The sequence below is a fragment of the Pseudomonas salomonii genome (genome assembly GCF_900107155.1).
In the GTDB taxonomy this organism is placed as follows: domain Bacteria; phylum Pseudomonadota; class Gammaproteobacteria; order Pseudomonadales; family Pseudomonadaceae; genus Aquipseudomonas; species Aquipseudomonas salomonii.
Genome location: NZ_FNOX01000001.1, coordinates 737,890 through 761,009 on the forward strand (window position 1 = coordinate 737,890; position 23,120 = coordinate 761,009).

Genomic DNA, 23,120 nt, shown 5'->3' on the forward strand with positions numbered 1-23,120 from the left:
CCTCTACAAAAATGGAAGGCTGGCCTACTTGAGGGCCGCCGAATAACTATCTGGCTTGAAGCCAATCAGGGTTCTGTCACCGAGATCGAGCACCGGGCGCTTGATCATCGAGGGTTGTGCGAGCATCAATTCAATGGCTTTCGACTGATCGAGATCGGCTTTGCGTTCGTCTTCGAGTTTGCGAAAGGTGGTGCCCGCACGGTTCAAAACCACCTGCCAACCGTGCTCATTGCACCATTGGGTCAAGTGTTCGCGGTCGATACCGGCCGTTTTGTAGTCGTGGAACTCATAGCTCACAGCGTGCTCATCGAGCCAGGTGCGCGCCTTTTTCATGGTGTCGCAGGCTTTGATGCCGAAAAGGTGCAAGGTTTTGCTTGAAGCGGTCAAGGAATTGCCCCCCTTTGGACGTATGAAAGTTAAAGGTCACGGATTATGCCACGGCCAGCGGGTTTGGGTGCCGCTCGTCATACTCGCCGATGATTCAGTGCGACTTATGTGCAAAAGCCGTTGCGCAGCCATGGGGGTAACATAGCCGGTTAATATGGCACTTCAACGGCCTGTTGTTGCCTGATCGGTGTCATAGCAAGTCGATTGTCCGGGAACCCCGCGTTATGCAAACCGCCTACACTGTTCTTATCCTGCTGATGCTGGTCAGCGTTTCACGCCTTGTCGGGCGCATTATTCCCCTGCCGTTGCCTTTGGTGCAGATCGCCGCCGGGGCCTTGCTGGCCTGGCCGACGCTGGGGCTGCACGTAGCGCTGGACCCGGAGCTGTTCCTGTTTCTGTTCCTGCCGCCGTTGCTGTTCTCCGATGGCTGGCGCATGCCCAAGCGCGAATTGTGGCGGCTCAGAGGCCCGATCCTTACGCTGGCGGTGGGGCTGGTGCTCTTTACCGTGGTGGGCGCCGGTTACTTCATCCATTGGATATTGCCTACGATCCCGTTGCCGGTGGCCTTCGCCTTGGCGGCTGTATTGTCCCCGACTGACGCCGTGGCGGTGTCGGCCATTTCCCAAAATCGCCTGCCAAAACCTCTGATGCATATGCTGCAAGGCGAGGCATTGATGAATGATGCCTCCGGCCTGGTGACCTTCAAGTTCGCCCTGGCGGCTGCGTTGACCGGCGTGTTTTCCCTGGCGGATGCCAGCCTCACTTTTGTGCTGGTGGCGGTGGGCGGTCTGGCCGTTGGCGTGGCGCTGAGTTGGCTGGTCGGCCGTTTACGCGCCTGGATGATCGCGCGGGGCTGGGACGACCCGGCCACCCACGTGGTGTTTATGTTGTTGCTGCCGTTCGCAGCCTATGTGCTGGCCGAGCGCCTGGGCGCCTCGGGGATTCTCTCGGCGGTGGCGGCGGGCATGATGCAAAGCTGGCTCGACTTGCTGCCACGCCAGACCAGCACGCGTTTGCTCAACCGCAGTGTGTGGTCGCTGCTGGAGTTTGCGTTTAATGGCCTGATCTTCCTGCTGCTGGGCCTGCAACTGCCCGACATCATCAAGGCCGTGGTCAGCCATGAGCCGACACTGTGGCCAACCTTGCTGTACCGCTGCCTGGATGTGGTTGCGATTTTCCTGGTGCTGGTGGTGTTACGGTTTGTCTGGGTGCAAAGCATCTGGCGGCTGTCGGGCCTGTTGCGGCGGCTACGTGGGAAAAGCGAATTGACACTTGTGCCCACGGCGCGCTCCTGCTGGCTGTTGACCGTGGGTGGCGTGCGCGGTGCGGTCACGTTGGCGGGTGTGATGTCGGTGCCTTTGCTGCTGGCGCCCGGCCAGGATTTTCCTCAGCGTGACCTGCTGATCTTCATCGCCGCCGGGGTAATCCTGCTGTCGCTGGTGGCCGCCTGCATTGCGTTGCCATTGCTGTTGCGCGGTATCGAGCAAAGCCCCGACGAAAAACGCCATAACGAAGTGCGTGAAGCGTGGAAAAAAACTGCCGTGGCGGCGATCCATGCCCTTGAAGCAGAAGAACCGGCAGAAAGCGAAACCCCTGACGCCGCCCAGGCGGCGTTGGCCGCTGAGCTTAAGGCACGGTTGATGTCCGAGTATCGTCACCAGTTGGACGTGTTCAACGATTCGGCCGAAGCCCAGGCGCTGGCGTTGCAGATGGACCAGCTTGAGCGCAAGTTGCGGCTCAAGGCCCTGCGCGCCCAGCGGTTGGAGTTGTACAGCCTGAGCCGTCATCACCAGATTGGTGATGACGTGTTGCGCGAAGTATTGGCGGATCTGGATATGAGTGAGGCGAATCTGGGGGTGATGAAGTAGTTGTGCGCACCGCGGTGCCTTAAGGTTTGGGGTATTGCGAGGCTATGAAAGACTTATCCAGTTCTGTCAATCGGGTGGGCCAGGGGATCGCCGGCTGCTTCCATAGCTCGTCGCGGCTGAAGCCGTAATGCATGATTGAGTTTTGATCGTATTCGGAGGCGGCGACGTCTTGTCCAGCAAGGCGCTGGAGAATGTCTTTATGGATGGCTTCATCCGACCCATGGCCTTTGAAATGTCTGTAGATGACCGGCGTATTAAAATCGATCGTTCTATCGGGGTGTTTATGTTCATGGTACAGCCCTAGGGCATGCCCGAATTCATGGGCTGTAATCGCTTCGAATCTTGGGTTGTCGTAAGGGTTTGGCAACACCATGGTCGGCATGTAGAAGGGCACCTTTTGCGCGTTGGTGCCCAGTGCAGAGCTGCCTGATTGAGTCTCCCCATAGTCCAGCGCGATGCGTATATCTCCCTCTTCCCCTGAAACAAATTCGAAGGTCAGATTGATATGCGGTAGCCAAAGATTCGCAGCTTTTTTTATCTGCTCCAGTGCTTCTTCGTCGGCATCATAGACAGCGATCTTCAGCGTGGAATTTTGCGGCCAGTATTTTTCGGGTGCTGAAACTGCGCGGGTTTTTCTTGAGTGGGATTTATCCGGGGACGTTTGATATCTATCACTGTCGTGAGTGCGTATGGAGGTGAAACCGAGAGTTGCTGTGCTCAGGTTCGTCATCGTGCCATGTCCACATTGTTCAAAACGTTAATGAACATTGAGTGGTACTTGTGGCTGATAAGGTTCCACCGATTATCATTTTTACGCAAACAGCTGCTTATGCAGCGCAGTGTCGATGATATGGCGCTGCCCGCACTTTATTCACAGTACGGGCAGCGCAGGGATGTTCAGCGACGACTTATGAAGTCGCGAATCCGTTCTGCCGCTTCCACACACTCCGCCAACGGCGCCACCAGCGCCAGGCGTACGCGCCCGGCACCCGGGTTGAAACCGTCCACTTCGCGTGACAGGTACGAACCCGGCACTACGGTCACGTGTTCTTCTACAAACAAGTCACGACAGAACGCGGCATCGTCGCCCTTCACGTTCGGCCACAGATAGAAGCCGCCGTCTGGGGCTTGTACATCCAGCACTGGCTTGAGAATGGCCAGCACGGCGTCGAATTTCTCCCGATACAAATCACGGTTGGCCAATACGTGAGCTTCATCCTGCCAGGCAGCAATGCTGGCCCGCTGGGTTTGCACCGGCATCGCGCAACCGTGATAGGTGCGGTACAGCAGGAAGGCCTTGAGGATATCGGCATCGCCAGCCACGAAACCCGAGCGCAGGCCCGGCAGGTTGGAGCGCTTGGACAGGCTGTGAAACACCACGCAACGCTTGAAATCCTGGCGGCCCAGTTCCACGCAGGCACTGAGCAGGCCTGGCGGCGGAGTTTGTTCGTCGAAGTACAGCTCGCTGTAGCACTCGTCGGCGGCGATCACGAAGTCATATTCGTCGGCCAGGGCGATGAGCTTTTTCAGGGTCTCGACGGGGATCAGCGCACCGGTCGGGTTGCCGGGTGAGCACAGGAACAGGATCTGGCAGCGTTTCCAGATGTCTGGCGAGACGGCGTCGAAGTCCGGGTTGAAACCATTGCTGTCCAGGCACGCCAGGTAATGCGGCTTGGCCCCGGCCAGGAACGCAGCGCCTTCGTAGATCTGATAGAACGGGTTGGGGCTGACCACCAGTGCATCGTCAGCGCGGTTGACCACGGTTTGGGTGAAGGCAAACAGCGCCTCGCGGGTGCCGTTGACCGGCAGGATGTTGCGCGCCGGGTCCAGCCAACCTGTGGGCACGTCGAAGCGCCGCTCGCACCAGGCGCCGATGGCCTCGCGCAGGGCCGGGATGCCCAGAGTGGTCGGGTACACCGCCATCTGGTCAAGATTATCCGCCAGGGCCTTGGCTACGAAGGCTGGGGATTTGTGCTTCGGCTCGCCGATCGACAGCGCAATCGGGCGTTTGTCCGGGTTGGGCGTGACGCTGCCGAGCAGGGCGCGCAGTTTCTCGAACGGGTAGGGCTGGAGCTGGTTCAGGGCGTTGTTCATGTAAGCCTCTTACGGTCAGCACGCACTCTGTGGGAGCTGGCTTGCCTGCGATGGCATCACTGTGGTTTGCCTGATAGACCAAGGTGTCTGCATCGCAGGCAAGCCAGCTCCCACATGAATCGTGTCCACAATGTTAAAAATCAAATGGTCAGTCTGGTCAGCTCGACACCCGGTTCCTGGGTCACGCTCAACTGCTGCACGATGGCTTCCTGCAAACGCAGGCACAGCTGCGGGTCGGACAGCGGTTGGTTGTCGGCGTCGGTAATGAAAAACACGTCTTCCACGCGTTCCCCCAGGGTCGCAATCTTGGCGTTTTGCAACGACAGGTCGAACTCCAGGAAGATCCCGCCGATGCGCGCCAGCAAGCCTGGGCGGTCGGGTGCGCTGAGTTCCAGCACTGTGACCGGGCGCTGGGCGTCGTTGGAAATGGTCACCTGGGGCGCAAACGCAAAGTGCTTGAGCTGGCGCGGTACCCGACGCTGGATGATGGTCGGGTAGTCGTCCGGGTTGCGCAAAGCCTCGGTAAGGCCTTCACGGATCTTTTTCACGCGTGCGGGGTTGTCACCGATCGAGTCGCCGTCGGTGTCGAGCACGATATAGGTGTCGAGGGTGAACTGGCTGCTGGACGTGATAACCCGCGCGTCATGGATGTTCAGGTTGAGCTGGTCCATGGCGGCCACGGTCACAGCGAAGAAGTCGTGCTGGTCCGGCGCGTAGATGAAGATCTGCGTGCCGCCCTCGAATTCGCGCTGGGTGGTTTCCTTGATCAGCACCAGTGGCCCGCCGTCGGCCGGCTGCTGTAGGATCGCGTCACTGTGCCAGGCCACGTCGCCGGCAGTGTGGCGCAGGAAGTAATCATCGCCCAGTTGCGACCATAGCTGCTCGACGTCATCCGGGTCGTTACCGCCGCGCACCAGGATATCCAGGGCCGCGCTTTGGGTACGGCGGATCTGCTCCTCGCGGTCCACCGGGTTTTCCAGGCCACGGCGCAGCGCGCGCTTGGTCTCGGTGTAGAGCTGGCGCAACAGGCTGGCGCGCCAGGAGTTCCACAGTGTCGGGTTGGTGGCGTTGATGTCGGAGACGGTCAGCACGTAGAGGTAGTCGAGGCGGGTTTCATCGCCGACGATCCCGGCAAAATCATGAATCACCTGCGGGTCGGACAAGTCTTTGCGCTGGGCGGTGGTCGACATCACCAAGTGGTTCTGCACCAGCCAGACGATCAGGCGGCTGTCCCACAGCGGCAGTTGGTGGCGCTGGCAGAAGGCTTCGGCATCGACCGCGCCCACTTCGGAGTGGTCGCCATGCCGGCCTTTGCCGATGTCGTGGTACAGGCCGGCCAGGTAGATCAGTTCGGGCTTGGGCAACTTGGCCATGAGCTTGCTGGCCAGCGGGAATTTCTCCGACACCTGGGTGTACTGCAACTTGCGCAGGTGTTTGATCAAATTGAGCGTGTGGGCGTCCACGGTATAGATGTGGAACAGGTCATGTTGCATCTGCCCGACGATAAAGCCGAACTCCGGCAGGTAGCGGCCGAGGATGCCGTAGCGGTTCATGCGCCGCAGGTTGCGGTGGATGCCGATCTTGCACTTGAACAGTTCGATAAACAGGCTGGTGTTGCGGATATCGTTGCGAAACTCATCGTCGATCAGGTGACGGTTTTCCCGCAGCAGGCGGATGGTATCGGCGCGCACGCCTTTGATTTCCGGCTGCTGGGCCATCAGCACGAAGATTTCCAGCATGGCGAACGGTGTGCGGCGGAACACATTGTCGTTGCGCGCCTCGATATAGCCGTCGTGCAGTTGAAAGCGCGAGTTGATCGGCAGCGGCGGGGCTTCGTCCTCCGGGGCCAGAATCACTTCTTCAAAGTGCTGGATGATCAGGTCGCTGAGCTGGGCAATGCTCATGACCACGCGGTAATACTGTTGCATGAAGCTTTCGATGCTGGTTTTGGCGTCTTCGCCTTCAAAGCCCAGCAGGGTGGCGATGGAGCGCTGGTGGTCGAACAGCAGGCGGTCTTCGGAGCGCCCGGCGAGCATGTGCAGGGCGTAACGCACCTTCCAAAGGAACTCCTGGGACGAGGCCAGCAGTGCATTTTCGCTCTCGACCAGAAAGCCTTCGCCAGCCAGGGCACGCAGGTTGAGGGTGCCATACTGGCGACGAGCCACCCACAGGATGGTCTGGATGTCGCGCAGCCCGCCCGGTGAGCCTTTGACGTTGGGCTCCAGGTTATATTCGGTGTCGTTGTACTTGTGGTGCCGGGCTTTTTGCTCGGCCCGCTTGGCCAGGAAGAACTCCTTGCTCGGCCACATATGTGCGGTGCTGGTGACCTCCAGCATGCGCTGACGCAGGCGCTCGGGGCCGGCGATGGTGCGGCTTTCCATCAGGTTGGTGATCACGGTGAGGTCGGCGCGCGCCTCTTCGGCGCATTCGTCCACCGAGCGCACGCTCTGGCCGACTTCCAGGCCGATATCCCACAGCAACGTCAGAAAACGCTCGATGGAATCGCGAAAGATCTCATGGTCGGCACTGTCCAGCAGGATCAGCAGGTCGATGTCGGAGTAGGGGTGCAACTCGCCGCGCCCGTAGCCGCCGACCGCCACCAGAGCGATGTCGGCGTCTTCACTCCAGCTGAACTGTTCCCAGGCCTTTTGCAGGATGTTATCGACGAACCAGGCGCGATCCTCGATCAGCCGACGGATGTCGCGGCCGCTGCGAAAGCGCGCATCGAGCACCTCGCGGGCCTGGCGGATAGCCTTCTTGAAGGCGGCGATGGGGCTTGCCTTCAGGGCCAGTTCGGCCTGGAACTGGCCACGGTCGAAGAGTTCGGGATCCACCTGGGGCATCGATCGGCTTTCCTATCTGTCTATGGAGTCAGTCACAACGGTGTCGCTGGAAAACCGAGGCAACCATTACGCCGAGACGCGAGGGATCGTGTCGTCTGCGCGCAGGGTGAAGATCTCGTAGCCGGTTTCGGTGACGAGCAGGGTGTGTTCCCACTGGGCCGAGAGCTTGCGGTCCTTGGTGATGGCGGTCCAGCCGTCGCCCAGCACCTTGGTGTCGGCCTTGCCCTGGTTGATCATCGGCTCGATGGTGAAGGTCATGCCTGCCTTGAGTTCCATGCCGGTGCCGGCGCGGCCGTAGTGCAGAATCTGCGGTTCTTCGTGGAATACGGTGCCGATACCGTGGCCGCAGAATTCGCGCACCACCGAAAAGCCGTTCTTTTCTGCGTGCTTCTGGATCACTTCACCGATGTCGCCCAGGCGGCAGCCAGGTTTTACGATCTCGATCGCCTTGTACATGCATTCCTGGGTGACCTGGGACAGGCGCTCAGCCCAGACCGGCACATTGCCGACGTGGAACATGCGGCTGGTATCGCCGAAATAGCGGTCCTTGATCACGGTAACGTCGATGTTCAGGGTGTCGCCGTCCTTCAACGGCTTGTCGCCTGGAATCCCGTGGCAGACCACGTGGTTGACCGAGGTGCAGATCGACTTGGGGAAGCCCTTGTAGTTCAGGGGGGCAGGGATGGCCTTCTGCACGTTGACTATATAGTCGTGGCAGATCTGGTTCAGGGTTTCGGTGGTGACGCCTGGCTTGACATGCTCGGCAATCATTTCCAGCACGTCGGCAGCCAGTTTGCCGGCAATGCGCATGCCGGCGATGTCTTCGGCGGTTTTCAAACTAACGGTCATACAGGCTCTCTCTAGCGCGACGCGCTGAAATCAATACGGTTTACGGGCGTGCGACAAATGGTTACGGAATTCGCACAAGCCTCAAAAAACGCGATTCTAACAGACGCTGGCGTCAAATCATGAGCCTCTGATGATCGCTTCTTTCTATGGAGTAGGGGTATGTTGGCTCTATTCAAGGGGTTACGCGAACGCGGTGGCCGGCAAATGTGATTGCGGGTTTCGTTTTCGTCCTTCGTGTGGTATAAAATGCGCCGCTTTCCGGGGATACCCCGCAAAGCTTAAATCCACACACGTGTCGACACGATGACCTGGGTGCCGGAGGCCTTGATGCCGCTGGTTGGTCATTGGGATACGTGGAGGCCAAACCCGACTTATTAAGGAACTATCATGTCCCAAGTCAACATGCGCGATATGCTGAAGGCCGGTGTGCACTTCGGTCACCAGACCCGTTACTGGAACCCGAAAATGGGTAAATACATTTTCGGCGCGCGTAACAAGATCCACATTATCAACCTTGAAAAAACCCTGCCAATGTTCAACGAAGCTCTGACTTTCGTAGAACGTCTGGCCCAGGGCAAAAACAAGATCCTGTTCGTCGGCACCAAGCGTTCCGCTGGCAAGATCGTTGCTGAAGAAGCAGCACGTTGCGGTTCGCCGTACGTCGATCACCGCTGGTTGGGCGGCATGCTGACCAACTTCAAAACCATCCGTGCTTCCATCAAGCGTCTGCGTGACCTTGAAGTGCAAGCCGAAGACGGTACTTTCGCCAAGCTGACCAAGAAAGAAGCGCTGATGCGCACTCGCGATCTTGAGAAGCTCGATCGTTCCCTGGGTGGTATCAAGGACATGGGCGGTCTGCCTGACGCACTGTTCGTTATCGACGTTGATCACGAGCGCATCGCGATCACCGAAGCCAACAAGCTGGGCATCCCGGTTATCGGCGTAGTCGATACCAACAGCAGCCCGGAAGGCGTTGACTACATCATCCCAGGCAACGATGACGCAATCCGCGCTATCCAGCTGTACATGGGTTCGATGGCTGACGCTGTAATCCGTGGTCGCAACCACGTTGCTGGTGGTACCGAGCAGTTCGTTGAAGAAGCTCCGGTAGCTGCCGCTGAGTAATTAGCGCCCTGGCGTTGACTCAGTAAGCAAAAAGGGGGCTTGGCCCCCTTTTTGCCACCTCGAAAACCATTTGTCGGCAGCGCAGCTACAACTTCTGTAACGTGCAGCGGCCTACAAGGGTGATTCGGGAAGAATTGATCGCCCGTTTGATCGGGTGGAATGGTTGAAAACCTATCCAAGAGGATTTTGAAATGGCAGAGATTACTGCAGCGTTGGTTAAAGAACTGCGTGAGCGTACCGGCGAAGGCATGATGGATTGCAAAAAGGCCTTGACCAAGGCTGGCGGCGACATCGAAAAAGCCATCGACGACATGCGTGCTTCCGGCGCCATCAAGGCTGCCAAGAAAGCAGGCAACGTTGCTGCTGAAGGCGCTATCGCTCTGGTTGAAGACGGCAAGGCTGCCGTTCTGCTGGAAGTGAACTCCCAGACCGACTTCCTGGCTCTGCAGGACGACTTCAAGGCATTCGTTGCTGCCAGCGTCAAGAAAGCATTCGACGACAAGCTCACTACCGTTGAGCCGTTGATCGAAGCTCAAGAAGCTGATCGCCTGGTACTGGTCGGCAAGGTTGGCGAAAACGTCAACATCCGTCGCCTGGCTCGCATCGAAGGTGATGTGGTTGGTGGTTACCTGCACGGCAACAAAATCGGTGTTGTGGTTGCCCTTAAAGGCGGCGACGTTGAGCTGGCCAAAGACATCGCTATGCACGTAGCGGCCAGCAACCCTGAATTCCTGCTGCCATCGGAAGTCTCCGCTGACGCAATCGAACGCGAAAAAGCCGTGTTCCTGAGCCTCAACGCCGACAAGATCGCCGGCAAGCCGGAAAACATCGTTGAAAACATGATCAAAGGCCGTATCAGCAAGTTCCTGGCTGAAGCGAGCCTGGTTGAGCAGGCGTTCGTCAAGAACCCTGAAATCAAGGTTGGCGAACTGGCCAAGAAAGCCGGTGCTGAAATCGTTTCCTTCACCTACTACAAAGTAGGCGAGGGCATCGAGAAGCCGGTCGACAACTTCGCTGAAGAAGTTGCTGCCCAGCTGGCTGCCGCCAAGCAATAAGACAGTTTTCAACTGTCGCCGAAAGAGGCTGCCCGCTCACGCGCGCAGCCTCTTTTCAAATGGGAAGGCCAATTTTATTTGGTTTCCTGTCGGAACTGGCTTACAAAGCCGTGTTCCGATGGCGCTGTGATAGCGTCCAGCTAGAGTGAACGCAAGCCGTAAACGGCTCGCCAAGAATTTTTAAAAAATACGCCGCAGGAGAGATTCGCAATGGCTCAGCAGGGCAGTGGTTATCAGGCTCGCTATAAACGCATTCTACTCAAGCTCAGCGGCGAGGCCCTGATGGGCTCGGAAGAGTTCGGGATCGATCCCAAGGTGCTCGACCGCATGGCACTCGAAGTCGGCCAACTGGTCGGCATCGGCGTACAAGTCGGCCTGGTGATTGGCGGCGGTAACCTGTTCCGAGGCGCGGCACTGAGCGCTGCCGGTATGGACCGTGTCACTGGCGACCACATGGGCATGCTGGCCACTGTGATGAACGCCCTGGCCATGCGCGACGCCCTGGAGCGCGCCAATATTTCGGCCATCGTGATGTCGGCTATTTCCATGGTTGGCGTGACCGATCACTATGATCGTCGCAAAGCCATGCGCCACCTGAACGCCAAGGAAGTGGTGATCTTTGCTGCCGGTACCGGCAACCCGTTCTTCACCACGGACTCGGCTGCTTGCCTGCGCGCCATCGAAATCGATGCCGACGTGGTGCTCAAGGCCACCAAGGTGGATGGCGTCTACACTGCCGACCCATTCAAAGACCCGCATGCCGAGAAGTTCGATCATCTGACCTACGATGAAGTGCTGGATCGCAAGCTGGGTGTGATGGACCTGACGGCTATTTGCCTGTGCCGCGACCACAAGATGCCGCTGCGCGTATTTAACATGAACAAGCCCGGTGCCCTGCTGAATATCGTACACGGCGGCGCGGAAGGGACTCTGATCGAGGAAGGCCAACAATGATCAACGAAATCAAGAAAGACGCTCAAGAGCGTATGCACAAATCCCTGGAGTCTCTGAACCACGCGTTTGGTCAGATTCGTACCGGCAAGGCGCACCCAAGCATTCTGGGCAGTGTGATGGTGCCGTACTACGGTACTGATACCTCCATCACCCAGGTAGCCAACATCACCGTAAAAGACTCGCGCACCCTGCAAGTCGTGGCTTTTGAGCGCAACATGCTCGGCGCTGTCGACAAAGCCATCCAGAGCGCCGGCTTGAACCTCAACCCGACCAACCTGGGCGAGTTGCTGCTGATCTCCATGCCGGCCTTGACCGAGGAAACCCGTAAGGGCTTCACCAAGCAGGCGCGCAGCGCGGCTGAAGACGCGCGGGTTGCGGTGCGTAATATCCGCCGTGATGCACTGGGTGACCTGAAGAAGCTGGTCAAGGACAAGGAAATCAGCGAAGACGAAGAGCGTCGCGCCGTCGCCGACATCGACAAGCTGACCAAAGATTCCGAGGCCCAGATCACCAAGGCCACGGAAGAGAAAGAAAAGGACCTGATGGCCGTATAAGGGGTCAGGACGCCTTCATGGAAAAGACCAAGCAGACTGTGCCCTCTGTGGTGCCGCGCCATGTCGCGATCATCATGGATGGGAATAATCGCTGGGCGAAGAAACGCTTTATGCCGGGTGTCGCCGGGCATAAAGCGGGTGTCGATGCAGTGCGCGCCGTGATTGAGGTGTGTGCCGAGGCCAAGGTCGAAGTGTTGACCTTGTTTGCCTTCTCCAGTGAGAACTGGCAACGGCCGGCCGAAGAAGTCAGTGCCTTGATGGACCTGTTCTTCAAGGCTCTGCGTCGTGAGGCCAAGCGCCTCAACGACAACAACATCAGCCTGCGTATCATCGGTGACCGCTCGCGGTTTCATCCGGAGTTGCAGGCGGCCATGCGCGAAGCTGAAGCCATCACCGCCGGCAGCGACCGCTTTGTACTGCAGATCGCGGCCAACTATGGCGGCCAGTGGGATATCGCCCAGGCCGCGCAGCGCCTGGCCCGCGAAGTACAAGCCGGGCACCTGCGGCCCGACGACATCACGCCCGAACTGCTGCAAACCTGCCTGGTGACCGGCGACCTGCCGTTGCCGGACCTGTGCATCCGCACCGGTGGCGAGCACCGCATCAGCAATTTCCTGTTGTGGCAGCTAGCCTATACCGAGCTGTACTTCTCCGACCTGTTCTGGCCGGACTTCAAACACGATGCCATGCGTAATGCGCTGGCCGATTTCGCTTCCCGTCAGCGCCGCTTCGGTAAAACGAGCGAGCAGATCGAAGCTGGAGCCCGGGTTTAAATGCTTAAACAACGAATCATCACCGCACTGATTCTGCTGCCGATTGCCTTGTGTGGGTTTTTCCTGCTCGACGGTTCCGGCTTTGCGCTGTTTATCGGCGTGGTCGTGACCCTGGGTGCCTGGGAATGGGCGCGTCTGGCGGGCTTCAACGCGCAATTGCCGCGCGTGGTCTACGCCGCTGTCGTGGCGCTGTTGCTGTTTCTGATGCATACCCTGTCGAGTATCGTGGTGCCTTGGGTATTGGGCGCTGCGGTACTGTGGTGGGCGCTCGCGACCTTCCTGGTGCTGACCTTTCCGCGCACCAGCGGCCATTGGTCCAGTGTCGCCAGTAAATTGGTGATCGGCTTGCTGATTTTGCTGCCGGCCTGGCAAGGCCTGGTGGAAATCAAGAATGCGCCCATGGGCAACTGGTTGATCATGGCGGTGATGGTGCTGGTGTGGGGCGCGGATATCGGCGCCTACTTCTCCGGCCGCGCCTTCGGCAAGCGCAAGCTGGCCCCGGCGGTCAGCCCCGGCAAAAGCTGGGAAGGCGTCTACGGCGGCTTGGCGTTGACCTTGCTGATCACGCTGGTGGTGGGTGTTGTGCGCGACTGGTCGGTAAAGGAAATACTCCTGGCCCTGCTGGGTACGGCCGTCGTGGTGTTCATCTCGGTGGTGGGCGACCTGACTGAAAGCATGTTCAAGCGCCAGGCCGGAATCAAGGACAGCAGCAACCTGCTGCCGGGTCATGGCGGCGTGCTGGATCGTATCGACAGCCTTACCGCTGCGATTCCAATCTTTGCCGTACTGCTGTGGATGACGGCTTCGTGAGCCGCTTGCAACAGGTGACCGTGCTGGGTGCAACCGGCTCGGTCGGGTTGAGCACCCTGGATGTGATCGCTCGCCACCCTGATCGTTATCAGGTGTTTGCCTTGACCGGCTTCACCCGTTTGGCCGAGCTGCTGGCCCTGTGCGTGCGTCACACGCCGCGCTTTGCCGTGGTGCCTGAAGTGACGGCGGCGCGTGGCTTGCAGCAACAACTGCAGGCTGCCGGGCTGGTCACGCAGGTGTTGGTCGGTGAGGAAGGTTTGTGCCAGGTGTCGGCGGATGCCGAGGTGGACACCGTGGTGGCGGCCATTGTCGGCGCGGCGGGTTTGCGCCCGACCCTGGCGGCGGTGGATGCCGGCAAGAAGATCCTGTTGGCCAATAAAGAAGCGCTGGTGATGTCCGGCACGCTCTTTATGCAGGCGGTACGCAAGAGCGGCGCGGTGTTGCTGCCCCTCGACAGTGAGCACAACGCAATCTTTCAGTGCATGCCCGGCGATTTTGCCCGCGGCTTGAGCCAGGTGGGTGTACGACGGATTCTTCTTACGGCATCCGGTGGCCCGTTCCGGCAAACTCCGCTGGCTGATCTGGAGCACGTGTCGCCTGATCAGGCCTGTGCACATCCGAATTGGTCCATGGGGCGCAAGATTTCCGTGGACTCGGCGAGCATGATGAACAAAGGCCTGGAGTTGATCGAGGCGTGCTGGTTGTTCGACGCTCGGCCCGATCAGGTTGAAGTGGTGATCCACCCGCAAAGTGTGATTCATTCCCTGGTCGACTACGTGGACGGTTCGGTGTTGGCGCAGTTGGGTAACCCGGACATGCGCACGCCGATCGCCAATGCTTTGGCCTGGCCGGAGCGGATTGACTCGGGTGTCGCGCCGTTGGACCTGTTCGCGGTTGCGCGCCTGGACTTCGAGGCGCCGGACGAGCAACGCTTCCCGTGCCTGCGTTTGGCGCGGCAAGCGGCAGAGGCGGGCAACAGCGCGCCGGCGATGCTCAATGCGGCAAACGAGGTGGCTGTGGCGGCGTTTCTGGACGGGCGTATTCGCTTCCCGCAGATCCCGAGTATCATCGAGGAAGTTTTGAGCCTTGAGCCCGTTGTGGCAGTGGATGATTTAGGTGCAGTGTTCGAGGCCGATGCAAAGGCCCGCACACTGGCCGAGCAATGGTTGAACCGCAACGCGCGTTAGTCTGTGGGCAGGTTTGAGTCTTCAGGCACTGGATTGGAATGCGGAGAAATTAGATGAGTGCGCTCTACATGATTGTCGGCACCCTGGTTGCTCTGGGTGTGCTGGTTACCTTCCACGAATTCGGCCACTTTTGGGTGGCGCGTCGTTGCGGCGTCAAGGTACTGCGCTTTTCCGTCGGTTTCGGCATGCCGTTGCTGCGTTGGCATGATCGGCGTGGCACCGAATTCGTGATTGCGGCCATTCCGCTGGGTGGCTACGTCAAGATGCTCGACGAGCGTGAAGGCGAAGTGCCCGCCGACCAGGTGGACCAGTCCTTCAATCGCAAGACCGTTCGTCAGCGTATCGCGATTGTGGCTGCCGGTCCGATCGCTAACTTCCTGTTGGCGATGGTGTTCTTCTGGGTCCTGGCCATGATGGGCAGCCAACAGGTGCGCCCGGTCATCGGCGCGGTCGAAGCGGATAGCATGGCGGCCAGGGCCGGCCTGGTCGCAGGGCAAGAAATTGTTTCCATTGATGGCGAGCCGACCACGGGTTGGGGCGCAGTCAATTTGCAGTTGGTACGCCGCATGGGTGAAAGCGGCACCATTAATGTGCTGGTGCGCGAACCGGATTCCACTGCCGAGACGCCTCGCGCTCTAACCCTGGACCATTGGCTCAAGGGGGCGGATGAGCCTGATCCGATCAAATCGTTGGGGATTCGGCCTTGGCGCCCGGCCTTGCCGCCGGTGCTGGCCGAGCTGGACCCGAAAGGCCCGGCGCAAGCCGCAGGTCTGAAAACCGGCGATCGCTTGCTGGCACTCGATGGCCAGGCGCTGGGCGACTGGCAGCAAGTGGTCGACCTGGTGCGTGTACGTCCTGATACCAAAATTGTGCTGAAAGTTGAGCGCGATGGTGCTCAAATCGACGTCCCTGTGACCCTGGCGGTACGTGGGGAAGCCAAGGCAGCCGGGGGTTATCTGGGTGCCGGGGTAAAAGGTGTCGACTGGCCGCCATCGATGGTACGGGAGGTCAGCTTCGGGCCGTTGGCCGCAATTGGCGAGGGTGCAAAACGCACTTGGACCATGAGTGTGCTGACCCTCGAATCGCTCAAGAAAATGTTGTTCGGCGAGCTCTCGGTAAAAAACTTGAGTGGACCGATAACCATTGCTAAAGTGGCGGGCGCTTCTGCCCAGTCGGGTGTCGCGGATTTCCTGAATTTCCTGGCTTATCTGAGTATTAGCCTTGGAGTTCTGAATTTGTTGCCCATTCCAGTATTGGATGGGGGGCATCTGTTGTTTTATCTGGTCGAGTGGGTGCGTGGTCGCCCCTTGTCGGATCGGGTGCAGGGTTGGGGGATACAGATCGGTATCAGTTTGGTGGTCGGAGTGATGTTGTTAGCTCTGGTCAACGATCTGGGACGACTGTAACGCTTCGCTGAATTGCGAATCTGCCGCATTTTGCGGCAGTTTGTTTATTGCCAGTTGGAATAAGAAAGGACTTCATGAAACGTCTGCTGCTAACTGCGGTTCTCACCGTATTGATGATCGCCGAAGTTCACGCCGAGTCCTTCACTATCTCCGATATTCGCGTCAACGGCCTCCAGCGGGTTTCCGCCGGTAGCGTCTTTGGTGCCTTGCCGTTGAACGTCGGGGAACAGGCGGATGATCGTCGCCTGGTGGAATCCACTCGTGCGCTGTTCAAAACCGGGTTCTTTCAAGATATCCAACTGGGTCGCGAAGGTAACGTCCTGGTCATCACCGTCGTTGAGCGACCTTCCGTCGCCAGTATCGAGATCGAGGGTAACAAGGCGATCTCCACTGAAGACTTGATGAAGGGTCTCAAGCAATCCGGCCTGGCCGAAGGCGAGATCTTCCAGCGCGCCACCCTCGAGGGTGTGCGTAACGAACTGCAACGTCAGTACGTCGCCCAGGGTCGCTACTCCGCGTCCGTGGAAACCGAAGTGATCCCGCAGCCTCGTAACCGTGTTGGCCTCAAGGTCAAGATCAACGAAGGCACCGTGGCGGCCATCCAGCACATCAACGTGGTGGGTAACACCAAGTTTGCTGATGACGACCTGATCGACCTGTTCGAACTCAAGACCACCAACTGGCTGTCGTTCTTCAAGAACGATGACAAGTACGCCCGTGAAAAACTCTCCGGTGACCTGGAACGTCTGCGTTCCTACTACCTGGACCGTGGCTATATCAACATGGATATCGCTTCGACCCAGGTGTCCATCACCCCGGACAAAAAACACGTCTACATCACCGTCAACGTCAACGAGGGTGAGAAATACACCGTGCGTGACGTCAAGCTCAGCGGCGACCTGAAAGTCCCTGAAGACCAGGTGAAGTCGCTGTTGCTGGTGCAGAAAGACCAGGTGTTCTCGCGCAAGCTGATGACCACCACGTCCGAACTGATCACCCGTCGCCTGGGTAACGAAGGCTATACCTTTGCCAACGTCAACGGCGTGCCGACCCCGCACGATGAAGACCACACCGTGGACATCACCTTCGTTGTCGACCCTGGCAAGCGTGCTTACGTGAACCGCATCAACTTCCGTGGCAACACCAAGTCTGCGGACGAAGTGCTGCGCCGCGAGATGCGTCAGATGGAAGGTGGCTGGGCGTCGACTTACCTGATCGACCAGTCCAAGACCCGTCTTGAGCGCCTGGGCTTCTTTAAGGAAGTCAACGTCGAAACCCCGGCCGTACCGGGTGTGGATGACCAGGTTGACGTGAACTACGCCGTTGAAGAACAAGCGTCGGGCTCGATCACCGCCAGCGTCGGTTTTGCACAGAGTGCCGGTCTGATCCTCGGTGGTTCGATCACCCAGAACAACTTCCTCGGTACCGGTAACAAGGTCTCCATCGGCCTGACCCGAAGCGAATACCAGAGCCGCTATAACTTCGGTTATGTCGATCCCTACTGGACAGCTGACGGTGTGAGCCTTGGCTACAACGCCTTCTACCGCACCACCGACTACAAAGACCTTAACGTTGACGTTGCCAGCTACGCGATCGACAGCCTCGGCGCCGGTGTCAACATCGGTTACCCGATCAGCGAGACTTCGCGTCTGACCTTCGGTTTTACTGCGCAACAGGACAAAATCAAGACTGGTGTGTACACCACGGACGAGATTTTCGACTTCGTGCGTCGTGAAGGTGACCAGTTCCTGAACTTCAAGGCGTCGGTTGGCTGGTCGGAATCGACCCTGAACAAAGGTGTATTGGCGACCCGTGGCCATTCCCAAAGCCTGACTGCTGAAGCCACTACGCCGGGCAGCGACCTGTCGTTCTTCAAACTCGACTACCGTGGCCAGTTGTTCCAGCCCCTGAGCGACAACTACACCGTGCGCCTGCACACCGAACTGGGTTATGGCGACGGTTATGGTTCGACCAGTGGTCTGCCGTTCTATGAGAACTACTATGCAGGTGGTTTCAACTCGGTTCGTGGCTTCAAGGACAGCACCTTGGGCCCGCGCGGTACGCCGAGTCGTGGTCAAGCGGTAACCGGTAACCAAGGCACGCTCCCTGATTCCAACAATGACGCTCTGGCATTCGGTGGTAACGTACTGATCCAGGGTGGTGCTGAACTTCTGTTCCCACTGCCATTCGTCAAAGATCAGCGTTCGCTGCGTACTTCGGTTTTCTGGGACGTGGGTAACGTGTTCGACTCCAAGTGCCAGCAGGTCAACAACCCGGCTCCTGGTTCTGTGTCCCAGACCCAGTGCAACGACGTCAGCCTGAGCAACCTCGCCAGCTCCGTTGGTGTGGGTGTGACGTGGGTGACCGCACTTGGCCCATTGAGCTTTGCTTTGGCCATGCCGATCAAGAAACCGGATAACGCTGAAACCCAGATTTTCCAATTCTCCCTCGGCCAGACGTTCTAAGCGTCTGACCCAAGATAACGACAACGGATTCTGTAGGAGTACATCGTGCGTAAGTTGACTCAATTGGTTCTGCTGGCCACCGTGCTGGTAACCACACCGGCCTTCGCCGAAATGAAAATCGCCGTCCTGAACTATCAGATGGCCCTGCTGGAATCCGACGCGGCCAAGCGTTACGCCGTGGATGCCGAGAAGAAGTTCGGTCCGCAACTGACCAAGCTCAAGACGCTGGAAAGCAGTGCCAAGGGTATCCAGGATCGTCTGGTAGCCGGTGGCGACAAAATGCAGCAAGGCGAGCGTGAGCGTCTGGAGCTTGAGTTCAAGCAAAAGGCCCGCGACTACCAGTTCCAATCCAAGGAGCTGAACGAAGCCAAAGCCGTTGCTGACCGTGAAATGCTCAAGCAGCTCAAGCCTAAGCTCGACAGCGCTGTGGAAGAAGTCATCAAGAAAGGTGCCTTTGACCTGGTGTTCGAGCGCGGCGCCGTGATTGACGTCAAGCCTCAATACGACATCACCCGCCAGGTGATCGAGCGCATGAACCAGCTGAAGTAAGCCATGACCGCGACTATCAAGCTCGGCGAGTTGGCCGAGTTCCTGGGGGCCACCTTGCGTGGCTCCAAGGAGAAAGAAATCACTGGGCTAGCCACCTTGCAGGAGGCTGGCCCAGCTCAGTTGAGCTTCCTCGCAAATCCCCAATACCGTAAATACCTGGTCGACAGCCAAGCCGCAGCCGTGTTGCTGAAGGCCGCTGACGCCGAAGGGTTTGCCGGGGATGCGCTGGTGGTTGCCGACCCTTACCTGGCGTATGCCCGGGCGTCGCACCTGTTCGATCCAAAACCCAAGGCGGCGGCTGGTATACATCCTTCGGCCGTGATTGCCGATGATGCCCAGGTTGATCCTGCGGCCAGCATTGGTGCGTTTGCGGTGATCGAGAGTGGTGCGCGCATTGCTGCCGGCGTCACGGTGGGTGCTCATTGCTTTATCGGTGCGCGCTGTGAAATCGGCGCCGATGGTTGGCTGGCACCGCGGGTTACCCTGTACCACGACGTGCGTATTGGTGCGCGGGTGGTGATTCAGTCGGGCGCCGTGATCGGTGGTGAAGGTTTCGGTTTTGCCAACGCCAAAGGCATCTGGCACAAAATTGCCCAGGTCGGCGGCGTATTGATCGGCGATGACGTGGAAATCGGTGTCAACACCGCTGTGGATCGCGGGGCCTTGGCCGATACCGTGCTCGGTAACGGCGTGAAGCTCGACAACCAGATCCAGATCGCCCACAACGTGCAGATTGGCGATCACACCGCCATGGCGGCCTGTGTAGGCATCTCCGGCAGTACCAAGATCGGCAAGCATTGCATGCTCGCCGGTGGCGTAGGCCTGGTGGGTCATATTGAAGTTTGCGACAACGTCTTCATCACCGGCATGACCATGGTGACCCACTCGATTACCGAGCCGGGTTCCTATTCTTCCGGTACGGCCATGCAGCCGGCGGCTGAATGGCGCAAAAGTGCGGCACGTTTGCGCAAGATCGACGACATGGCCCGACGCCTCAAGCAGGTCGAAAAGCGTGTCGAGGACGTGACCCCTGGCGGTAATGCTTCATCAGAAGGCTGATACCATTTCCATATCAAGTGTGCACAGCCGCTAGACTGCCTCCTTGATTTGCTAGCGGGGCGTGCGTTTAGTTCGCCCGCCCCCAATCTTTATTACAGGCTTCCCCCCGAAATGATGGACATCAACGAGATTCGCGAATACCTGCCTCACCGTTACCCGTTCCTGCTGGTGGACCGAGTAGTGGACCTCAACGTCGAGGAAAAGCGCATTCGTGCCTACAAGAATGTCAGCATCAACGAACCGTTCTTCAATGGTCACTTCCCCGCGCATCCCATCATGCCGGGCGTGCTGATCATCGAGGCGATGGCCCAGGCTGCCGGTATCCTTGGTTTCAAAATGCTCGACCTCAAGCCTGCCGACGGGACGCTTTACTATTTCGTGGGCTCCGACAAATTGCGCTTTCGCAACCCGGTCACCCCGGGTGACCAGTTGATCCTGGAAGCCAAGTTCATCAGCTGCAAGCGCCAGATCTGGAAGTTCGAATGCCAGGCTTCGGTGGACGGCAAGCCGGTGTGCTCCGCCGAGATCATCTGCGCGGAACGCAAACTATGAGTTTGATTGACCCTCGCGCAATCATCGATCCGTCGGCCGTTCTGGCCGCCGACGTTGAGGTCGGCCCCTGGTCGATCGTCGGCGCAGGTGTTGAAATCGGCGAGGGGACTGTCATCGGGCCACACGTGATCCTCAAAGGTCCGACCCGCATTGGCAAACACAATCGCATCTACCAGTTTTCCTCGGTAGGCGAAGACACCCCGGACATGAAGTACAAGGGTGAAGAGACACGCCTGGTAATCGGTGATCACAACATCATCCGTGAAGGTGTGACCATTCACCGGGGCACTGTGCAGGATCGTGCCGAAACCACCTTGGGTGACCACAATTTGATCATGGCCTATGCGCATATCGGCCATGACAGTGTGATCGGCAACCATTGCATCCTGGTCAACAACACGGCGCTGGCCGGCCATGTGCACGTTGACGATTGGGCGATCCTGTCCGGCTTCACCCTGGTTCACCAGTATTGCCATATCGGCGCCCACAGCTTTTCCGGCATGGGCACCGCGATCGGCAAGGATGTTCCTGCATTTGTCACGGTGTTCGGCAACCCTGCCGAAGCCCGCAGCATGAACTTCGAAGGCATGCGCCGTCGTGGTTTCAGCGAAGATGCGATTCACGCCCTGCGCCGCGCCTATAAGACGGTTTACCGTCAGGGGCTGACGGTTGAACAGGCCCTGACTGAACTGACCGAGCCGGCAGCGTTGTTCCCGGAAGTTGCGGTGTTCCGTGACTCTATCCAGGCATCGACCCGCGGCATCACCCGCTGATCATGGCTAATCTGCGAATCGCGCTGGTGGCCGGTGAAGCTTCCGGCGATATTCTGGGCGCTGGCCTGATGCGGGCACTCAAGGCCCAGCATCCTGCAGTGGAGTTTATCGGTGTGGGCGGCCCGCTAATGCAGGCCGAAGGTCTGACCTCCTACTTTCCCATGGAGCGCCTGTCGGTCATGGGGCTGGTGGAGGTGCTGGGCCGCCTGCGTGAGTTGCTGGCGCGCCGCAAGCTGCTGATTCAAACCCTGATCGAAGAAAAGCCCGACGTCTTTATTGGCATCGATGCGCCGGACTTCACCCTCAATATCGAGCTCAAGTTGCGTCAGGCCGGCATCAAGACCGTGCATTACGTCAGCCCGTCCGTATGGGCGTGGCGGCAGAAGCGCGTGCTGAAGATCCGTGAGGGTTGCGACTTGATGCTGACCTTGCTGCCGTTCGAGGCCAGGTTTTACGAAGAGAAGGGCGTGCCGGTGCGGTTTGTCGGGCATACCTTGGCCGACACTATCCCACTGCAAGCTGATCGCGCCGCCGCGCGTGCCGAGCTGGGCTTGCCCGACGGTCCGCTGGTGGCACTGATGCCGGGCAGTCGTGGCGGTGAAGTCGGGCGTCTGGCCAGTGTGTTTTTCGAGGCTGCCGAACGCCTGCAAGCCTTGAAGCCAGGCGTGCGTTTCGTGTTGCCTTGCGCCAGCCCGCAACGGCGTGCACAAATCGAGACGTTGCTCGAAGGCCGCACTCTGCCGTTGACCTTGCTCGACGGCCAGTCGCACCTGGCACTTGCCGCTTGTGATGCGGTACTGATTGCCTCGGGCACCGCGACCCTGGAGGCGCTGCTGTACAAGCGCCCAATGGTGGTGGCTTATCGCCTGGCGCCGCTGACATTCTGGATTCTCAAGCGCATGGTCAAGAGCCCTTACATCTCCTTGCCTAACCTGCTGGCCCAACGCCTGCTGGTGCCGGAGTTGTTGCAGGACGATGCGACGCCCGAAGCCCTGGCACAAACCCTACTACCCTTGATCGACGGCGGCGAAGAGCAGACCCGTGGTTTTGACGACATCCACCGCACCCTGCGGCGTGATGCATCGAACCAGGCGGCCGATGCCGTATTGACCTTGATCGGGCAAAAACAGGACGCTTTATGACCACGCAAATGGGCCTGGATTTCAGTCTGGTCGCACACGCCGACGCACTGGTCGCCGGTGTGGATGAAGTAGGGCGCGGCCCGTTGTGTGGCGCGGTGGTGACGGCGGCGGTGATCCTCGACCCAAATCGCCCGATCCTCGGTCTCAATGACTCGAAAAAACTCACCGAAGCACGCCGTGAAAAGCTCTACGACGAGATCTGCGAAAAAGCGTTGAGCTGGCACATCGCCCGGGCTGAAGTCGAAGAGATCGATGAACTGAACATCCTTCACGCGACCATGCTGGCCATGCAGCGCGCCGTCGAAGGGCTGCACATCACGCCGAAAATGGCGATGATCGACGGCAACCGCTGCCCCAAACTGGCGATGCCTTCAGAGGCCGTGGTCAAGGGCGATAGCAAGGTTCCGGCGATTGCCGCCGCCTCGATCCTGGCCAAGGTCAGCCGCGACCGCGAAATGGCGGCGTTCGAATTGATCTATCCGGGTTATGGCATCGGTGGTCATAAAGGCTACCCGACGCCCGTTCATCTGGAAGCCCTGACTCGCCTGGGCCCGACGCCGATCCACCGTCGCTCGTTCGCCCCGGTCCGCCAGGCTTACGAGGCGCGCGAGAGCCTGATCGGGGTTTAGTCGCGAGGCTGATGTTTTGCTCAAGGCCCGGTACAATCCCGGGCCT

21 protein-coding genes are annotated in these 23,120 nt (G+C 59.0%); 16 read left to right on the plus strand and 5 right to left on the minus strand.

Translation table 11 applies throughout. The features are described 5' to 3' along the window. Positions 1 to 24: 24 nt before the first annotated feature. Entirely contained in the window at positions 25 to 333 is a 309-nt protein-coding gene (locus BLV67_RS03540) for an arsenate reductase (protein ID WP_231982825.1), read from the minus strand. Between the two features lie 278 nt (positions 334 to 611). Here BLV67_RS03540 and BLV67_RS03545 point away from each other — a divergent pair, with 278 nt between their 5' ends. Continuing rightward, positions 612 to 2,255: a Na+/H+ antiporter gene (locus BLV67_RS03545; RefSeq protein ID WP_065928971.1), complete on the plus strand. Its 1,644-nt coding sequence runs from the start codon at positions 612 to 614 to the stop codon at positions 2,253 to 2,255. Between the two features lie 19 nt (positions 2,256 to 2,274). Here BLV67_RS03545 and BLV67_RS03550 read toward each other — a convergent pair whose 3' ends face one another. The 4 genes from BLV67_RS03550 to map form a co-directional block, all read right to left on the minus strand. Further along, complete coding sequence (locus tag BLV67_RS03550; protein ID WP_069786237.1) at positions 2,275 to 2,985, minus strand: M12 family metallopeptidase; 711 nt, start codon at positions 2,983 to 2,985, stop codon at positions 2,275 to 2,277. Between the two features lie 167 nt (positions 2,986 to 3,152). Further along, on the minus strand, positions 3,153 to 4,349 hold the full coding sequence (dapC, locus tag BLV67_RS03555) for a succinyldiaminopimelate transaminase (protein ID WP_065928973.1): 1,197 nt from the start codon (positions 4,347 to 4,349) through the stop codon (positions 3,153 to 3,155). A 140-nt stretch (positions 4,350 to 4,489) separates the two neighbouring features. Then, on the minus strand, positions 4,490 to 7,192 hold the full coding sequence (locus BLV67_RS03560; RefSeq protein WP_065928974.1) for a [protein-PII] uridylyltransferase: 2,703 nt from the start codon (positions 7,190 to 7,192) through the stop codon (positions 4,490 to 4,492). Between the two features lie 66 nt (positions 7,193 to 7,258). Continuing rightward, a complete protein-coding gene (gene map / locus BLV67_RS03565) occupies positions 7,259 to 8,041 on the minus strand; it encodes a type I methionyl aminopeptidase (protein ID WP_032877377.1) in 783 nt (260 codons plus the stop codon). 387 nt (positions 8,042 to 8,428) lie between these two features. Between map and rpsB the strand changes: the two genes are divergently transcribed. The 15 genes from rpsB to rnhB all read left to right on the plus strand — a co-directional run bounded on the left by rpsB (position 8,429) and on the right by rnhB (position 23,074). Then, positions 8,429 to 9,166: a 30S ribosomal protein S2 gene (gene rpsB / locus BLV67_RS03570; protein ID WP_003219330.1), complete on the plus strand. Its 738-nt coding sequence runs from the start codon at positions 8,429 to 8,431 to the stop codon at positions 9,164 to 9,166. Positions 9,167 to 9,357: 191 nt separating this feature from the next. Further along, a complete protein-coding gene (gene tsf / locus BLV67_RS03575; protein ID WP_053254736.1) occupies positions 9,358 to 10,221 on the plus strand; it encodes a translation elongation factor Ts in 864 nt (287 codons plus the stop codon). A gap of 210 nt (positions 10,222 to 10,431) precedes the next feature. Continuing rightward, positions 10,432 to 11,175, plus strand: a complete 744-nt coding sequence (pyrH, locus tag BLV67_RS03580; RefSeq protein ID WP_003172271.1) for a UMP kinase — start codon at positions 10,432 to 10,434, stop codon at positions 11,173 to 11,175. Next, entirely contained in the window at positions 11,172 to 11,729 is a 558-nt protein-coding gene (gene frr, locus BLV67_RS03585) for a ribosome recycling factor (RefSeq protein WP_065928975.1), read from the plus strand. Before pyrH ends, frr begins: the two co-directional genes overlap by 4 nt. A gap of 17 nt (positions 11,730 to 11,746) precedes the next feature. After that, positions 11,747 to 12,502 (plus strand): polyprenyl diphosphate synthase, encoded by a 756-nt coding sequence (gene uppS, locus BLV67_RS03590; protein ID WP_056857537.1) that lies wholly within the window; start codon positions 11,747 to 11,749, stop codon positions 12,500 to 12,502. After that, positions 12,503 to 13,312, plus strand: coding sequence for a phosphatidate cytidylyltransferase (locus tag BLV67_RS03595; RefSeq protein ID WP_065928976.1), 810 nt, complete (start codon positions 12,503 to 12,505; stop codon positions 13,310 to 13,312). After that, positions 13,309 to 14,499 carry a 1-deoxy-D-xylulose-5-phosphate reductoisomerase gene (gene ispC, locus BLV67_RS03600; RefSeq protein WP_069786238.1) on the plus strand — a complete coding sequence of 397 codons (1,191 nt, stop codon included), beginning with the start codon at positions 13,309 to 13,311 and terminating at the stop codon, positions 14,497 to 14,499. The genes BLV67_RS03595 and ispC overlap by 4 nt, the downstream gene beginning before the upstream one ends. A gap of 53 nt (positions 14,500 to 14,552) precedes the next feature. Beyond that, on the plus strand, positions 14,553 to 15,905 hold the full coding sequence (gene rseP / locus BLV67_RS03605; RefSeq protein WP_065928978.1) for a sigma E protease regulator RseP: 1,353 nt from the start codon (positions 14,553 to 14,555) through the stop codon (positions 15,903 to 15,905). A gap of 74 nt (positions 15,906 to 15,979) precedes the next feature. Further along, positions 15,980 to 18,370 (plus strand): outer membrane protein assembly factor BamA, encoded by a 2,391-nt coding sequence (gene bamA, locus BLV67_RS03610; RefSeq protein ID WP_065928979.1) that lies wholly within the window; start codon positions 15,980 to 15,982, stop codon positions 18,368 to 18,370. A 45-nt stretch (positions 18,371 to 18,415) separates the two neighbouring features. After that, entirely contained in the window at positions 18,416 to 18,919 is a 504-nt protein-coding gene (locus BLV67_RS03615) for an OmpH/Skp family outer membrane protein (protein ID WP_003189173.1), read from the plus strand. A gap of 3 nt (positions 18,920 to 18,922) precedes the next feature. Further along, a complete protein-coding gene (gene lpxD / locus BLV67_RS03620) occupies positions 18,923 to 19,978 on the plus strand; it encodes a UDP-3-O-(3-hydroxymyristoyl)glucosamine N-acyltransferase (RefSeq protein ID WP_056857532.1) in 1,056 nt (351 codons plus the stop codon). Between the two features lie 111 nt (positions 19,979 to 20,089). Next, positions 20,090 to 20,530, plus strand: a complete 441-nt coding sequence (fabZ, locus tag BLV67_RS03625; RefSeq protein WP_003172281.1) for a 3-hydroxyacyl-ACP dehydratase FabZ — start codon at positions 20,090 to 20,092, stop codon at positions 20,528 to 20,530. Beyond that, complete coding sequence (gene lpxA / locus BLV67_RS03630; protein ID WP_056857531.1) at positions 20,527 to 21,303, plus strand: acyl-ACP--UDP-N-acetylglucosamine O-acyltransferase; 777 nt, start codon at positions 20,527 to 20,529, stop codon at positions 21,301 to 21,303. The genes fabZ and lpxA overlap by 4 nt, the downstream gene beginning before the upstream one ends. A 2-nt stretch (positions 21,304 to 21,305) precedes the next feature. Further along, entirely contained in the window at positions 21,306 to 22,445 is a 1,140-nt protein-coding gene (gene lpxB / locus BLV67_RS03635; protein ID WP_056857530.1) for a lipid-A-disaccharide synthase, read from the plus strand. Then, the gene (gene rnhB, locus BLV67_RS03640; protein ID WP_069786239.1) at positions 22,442 to 23,074 is read left to right on the plus strand and encodes a ribonuclease HII; all 633 of its coding nucleotides are present in this window, start codon (positions 22,442 to 22,444) and stop codon (positions 23,072 to 23,074) included. Before lpxB ends, rnhB begins: the two co-directional genes overlap by 4 nt. The last annotated feature ends 46 nt before the right edge of the window (positions 23,075 to 23,120 follow it).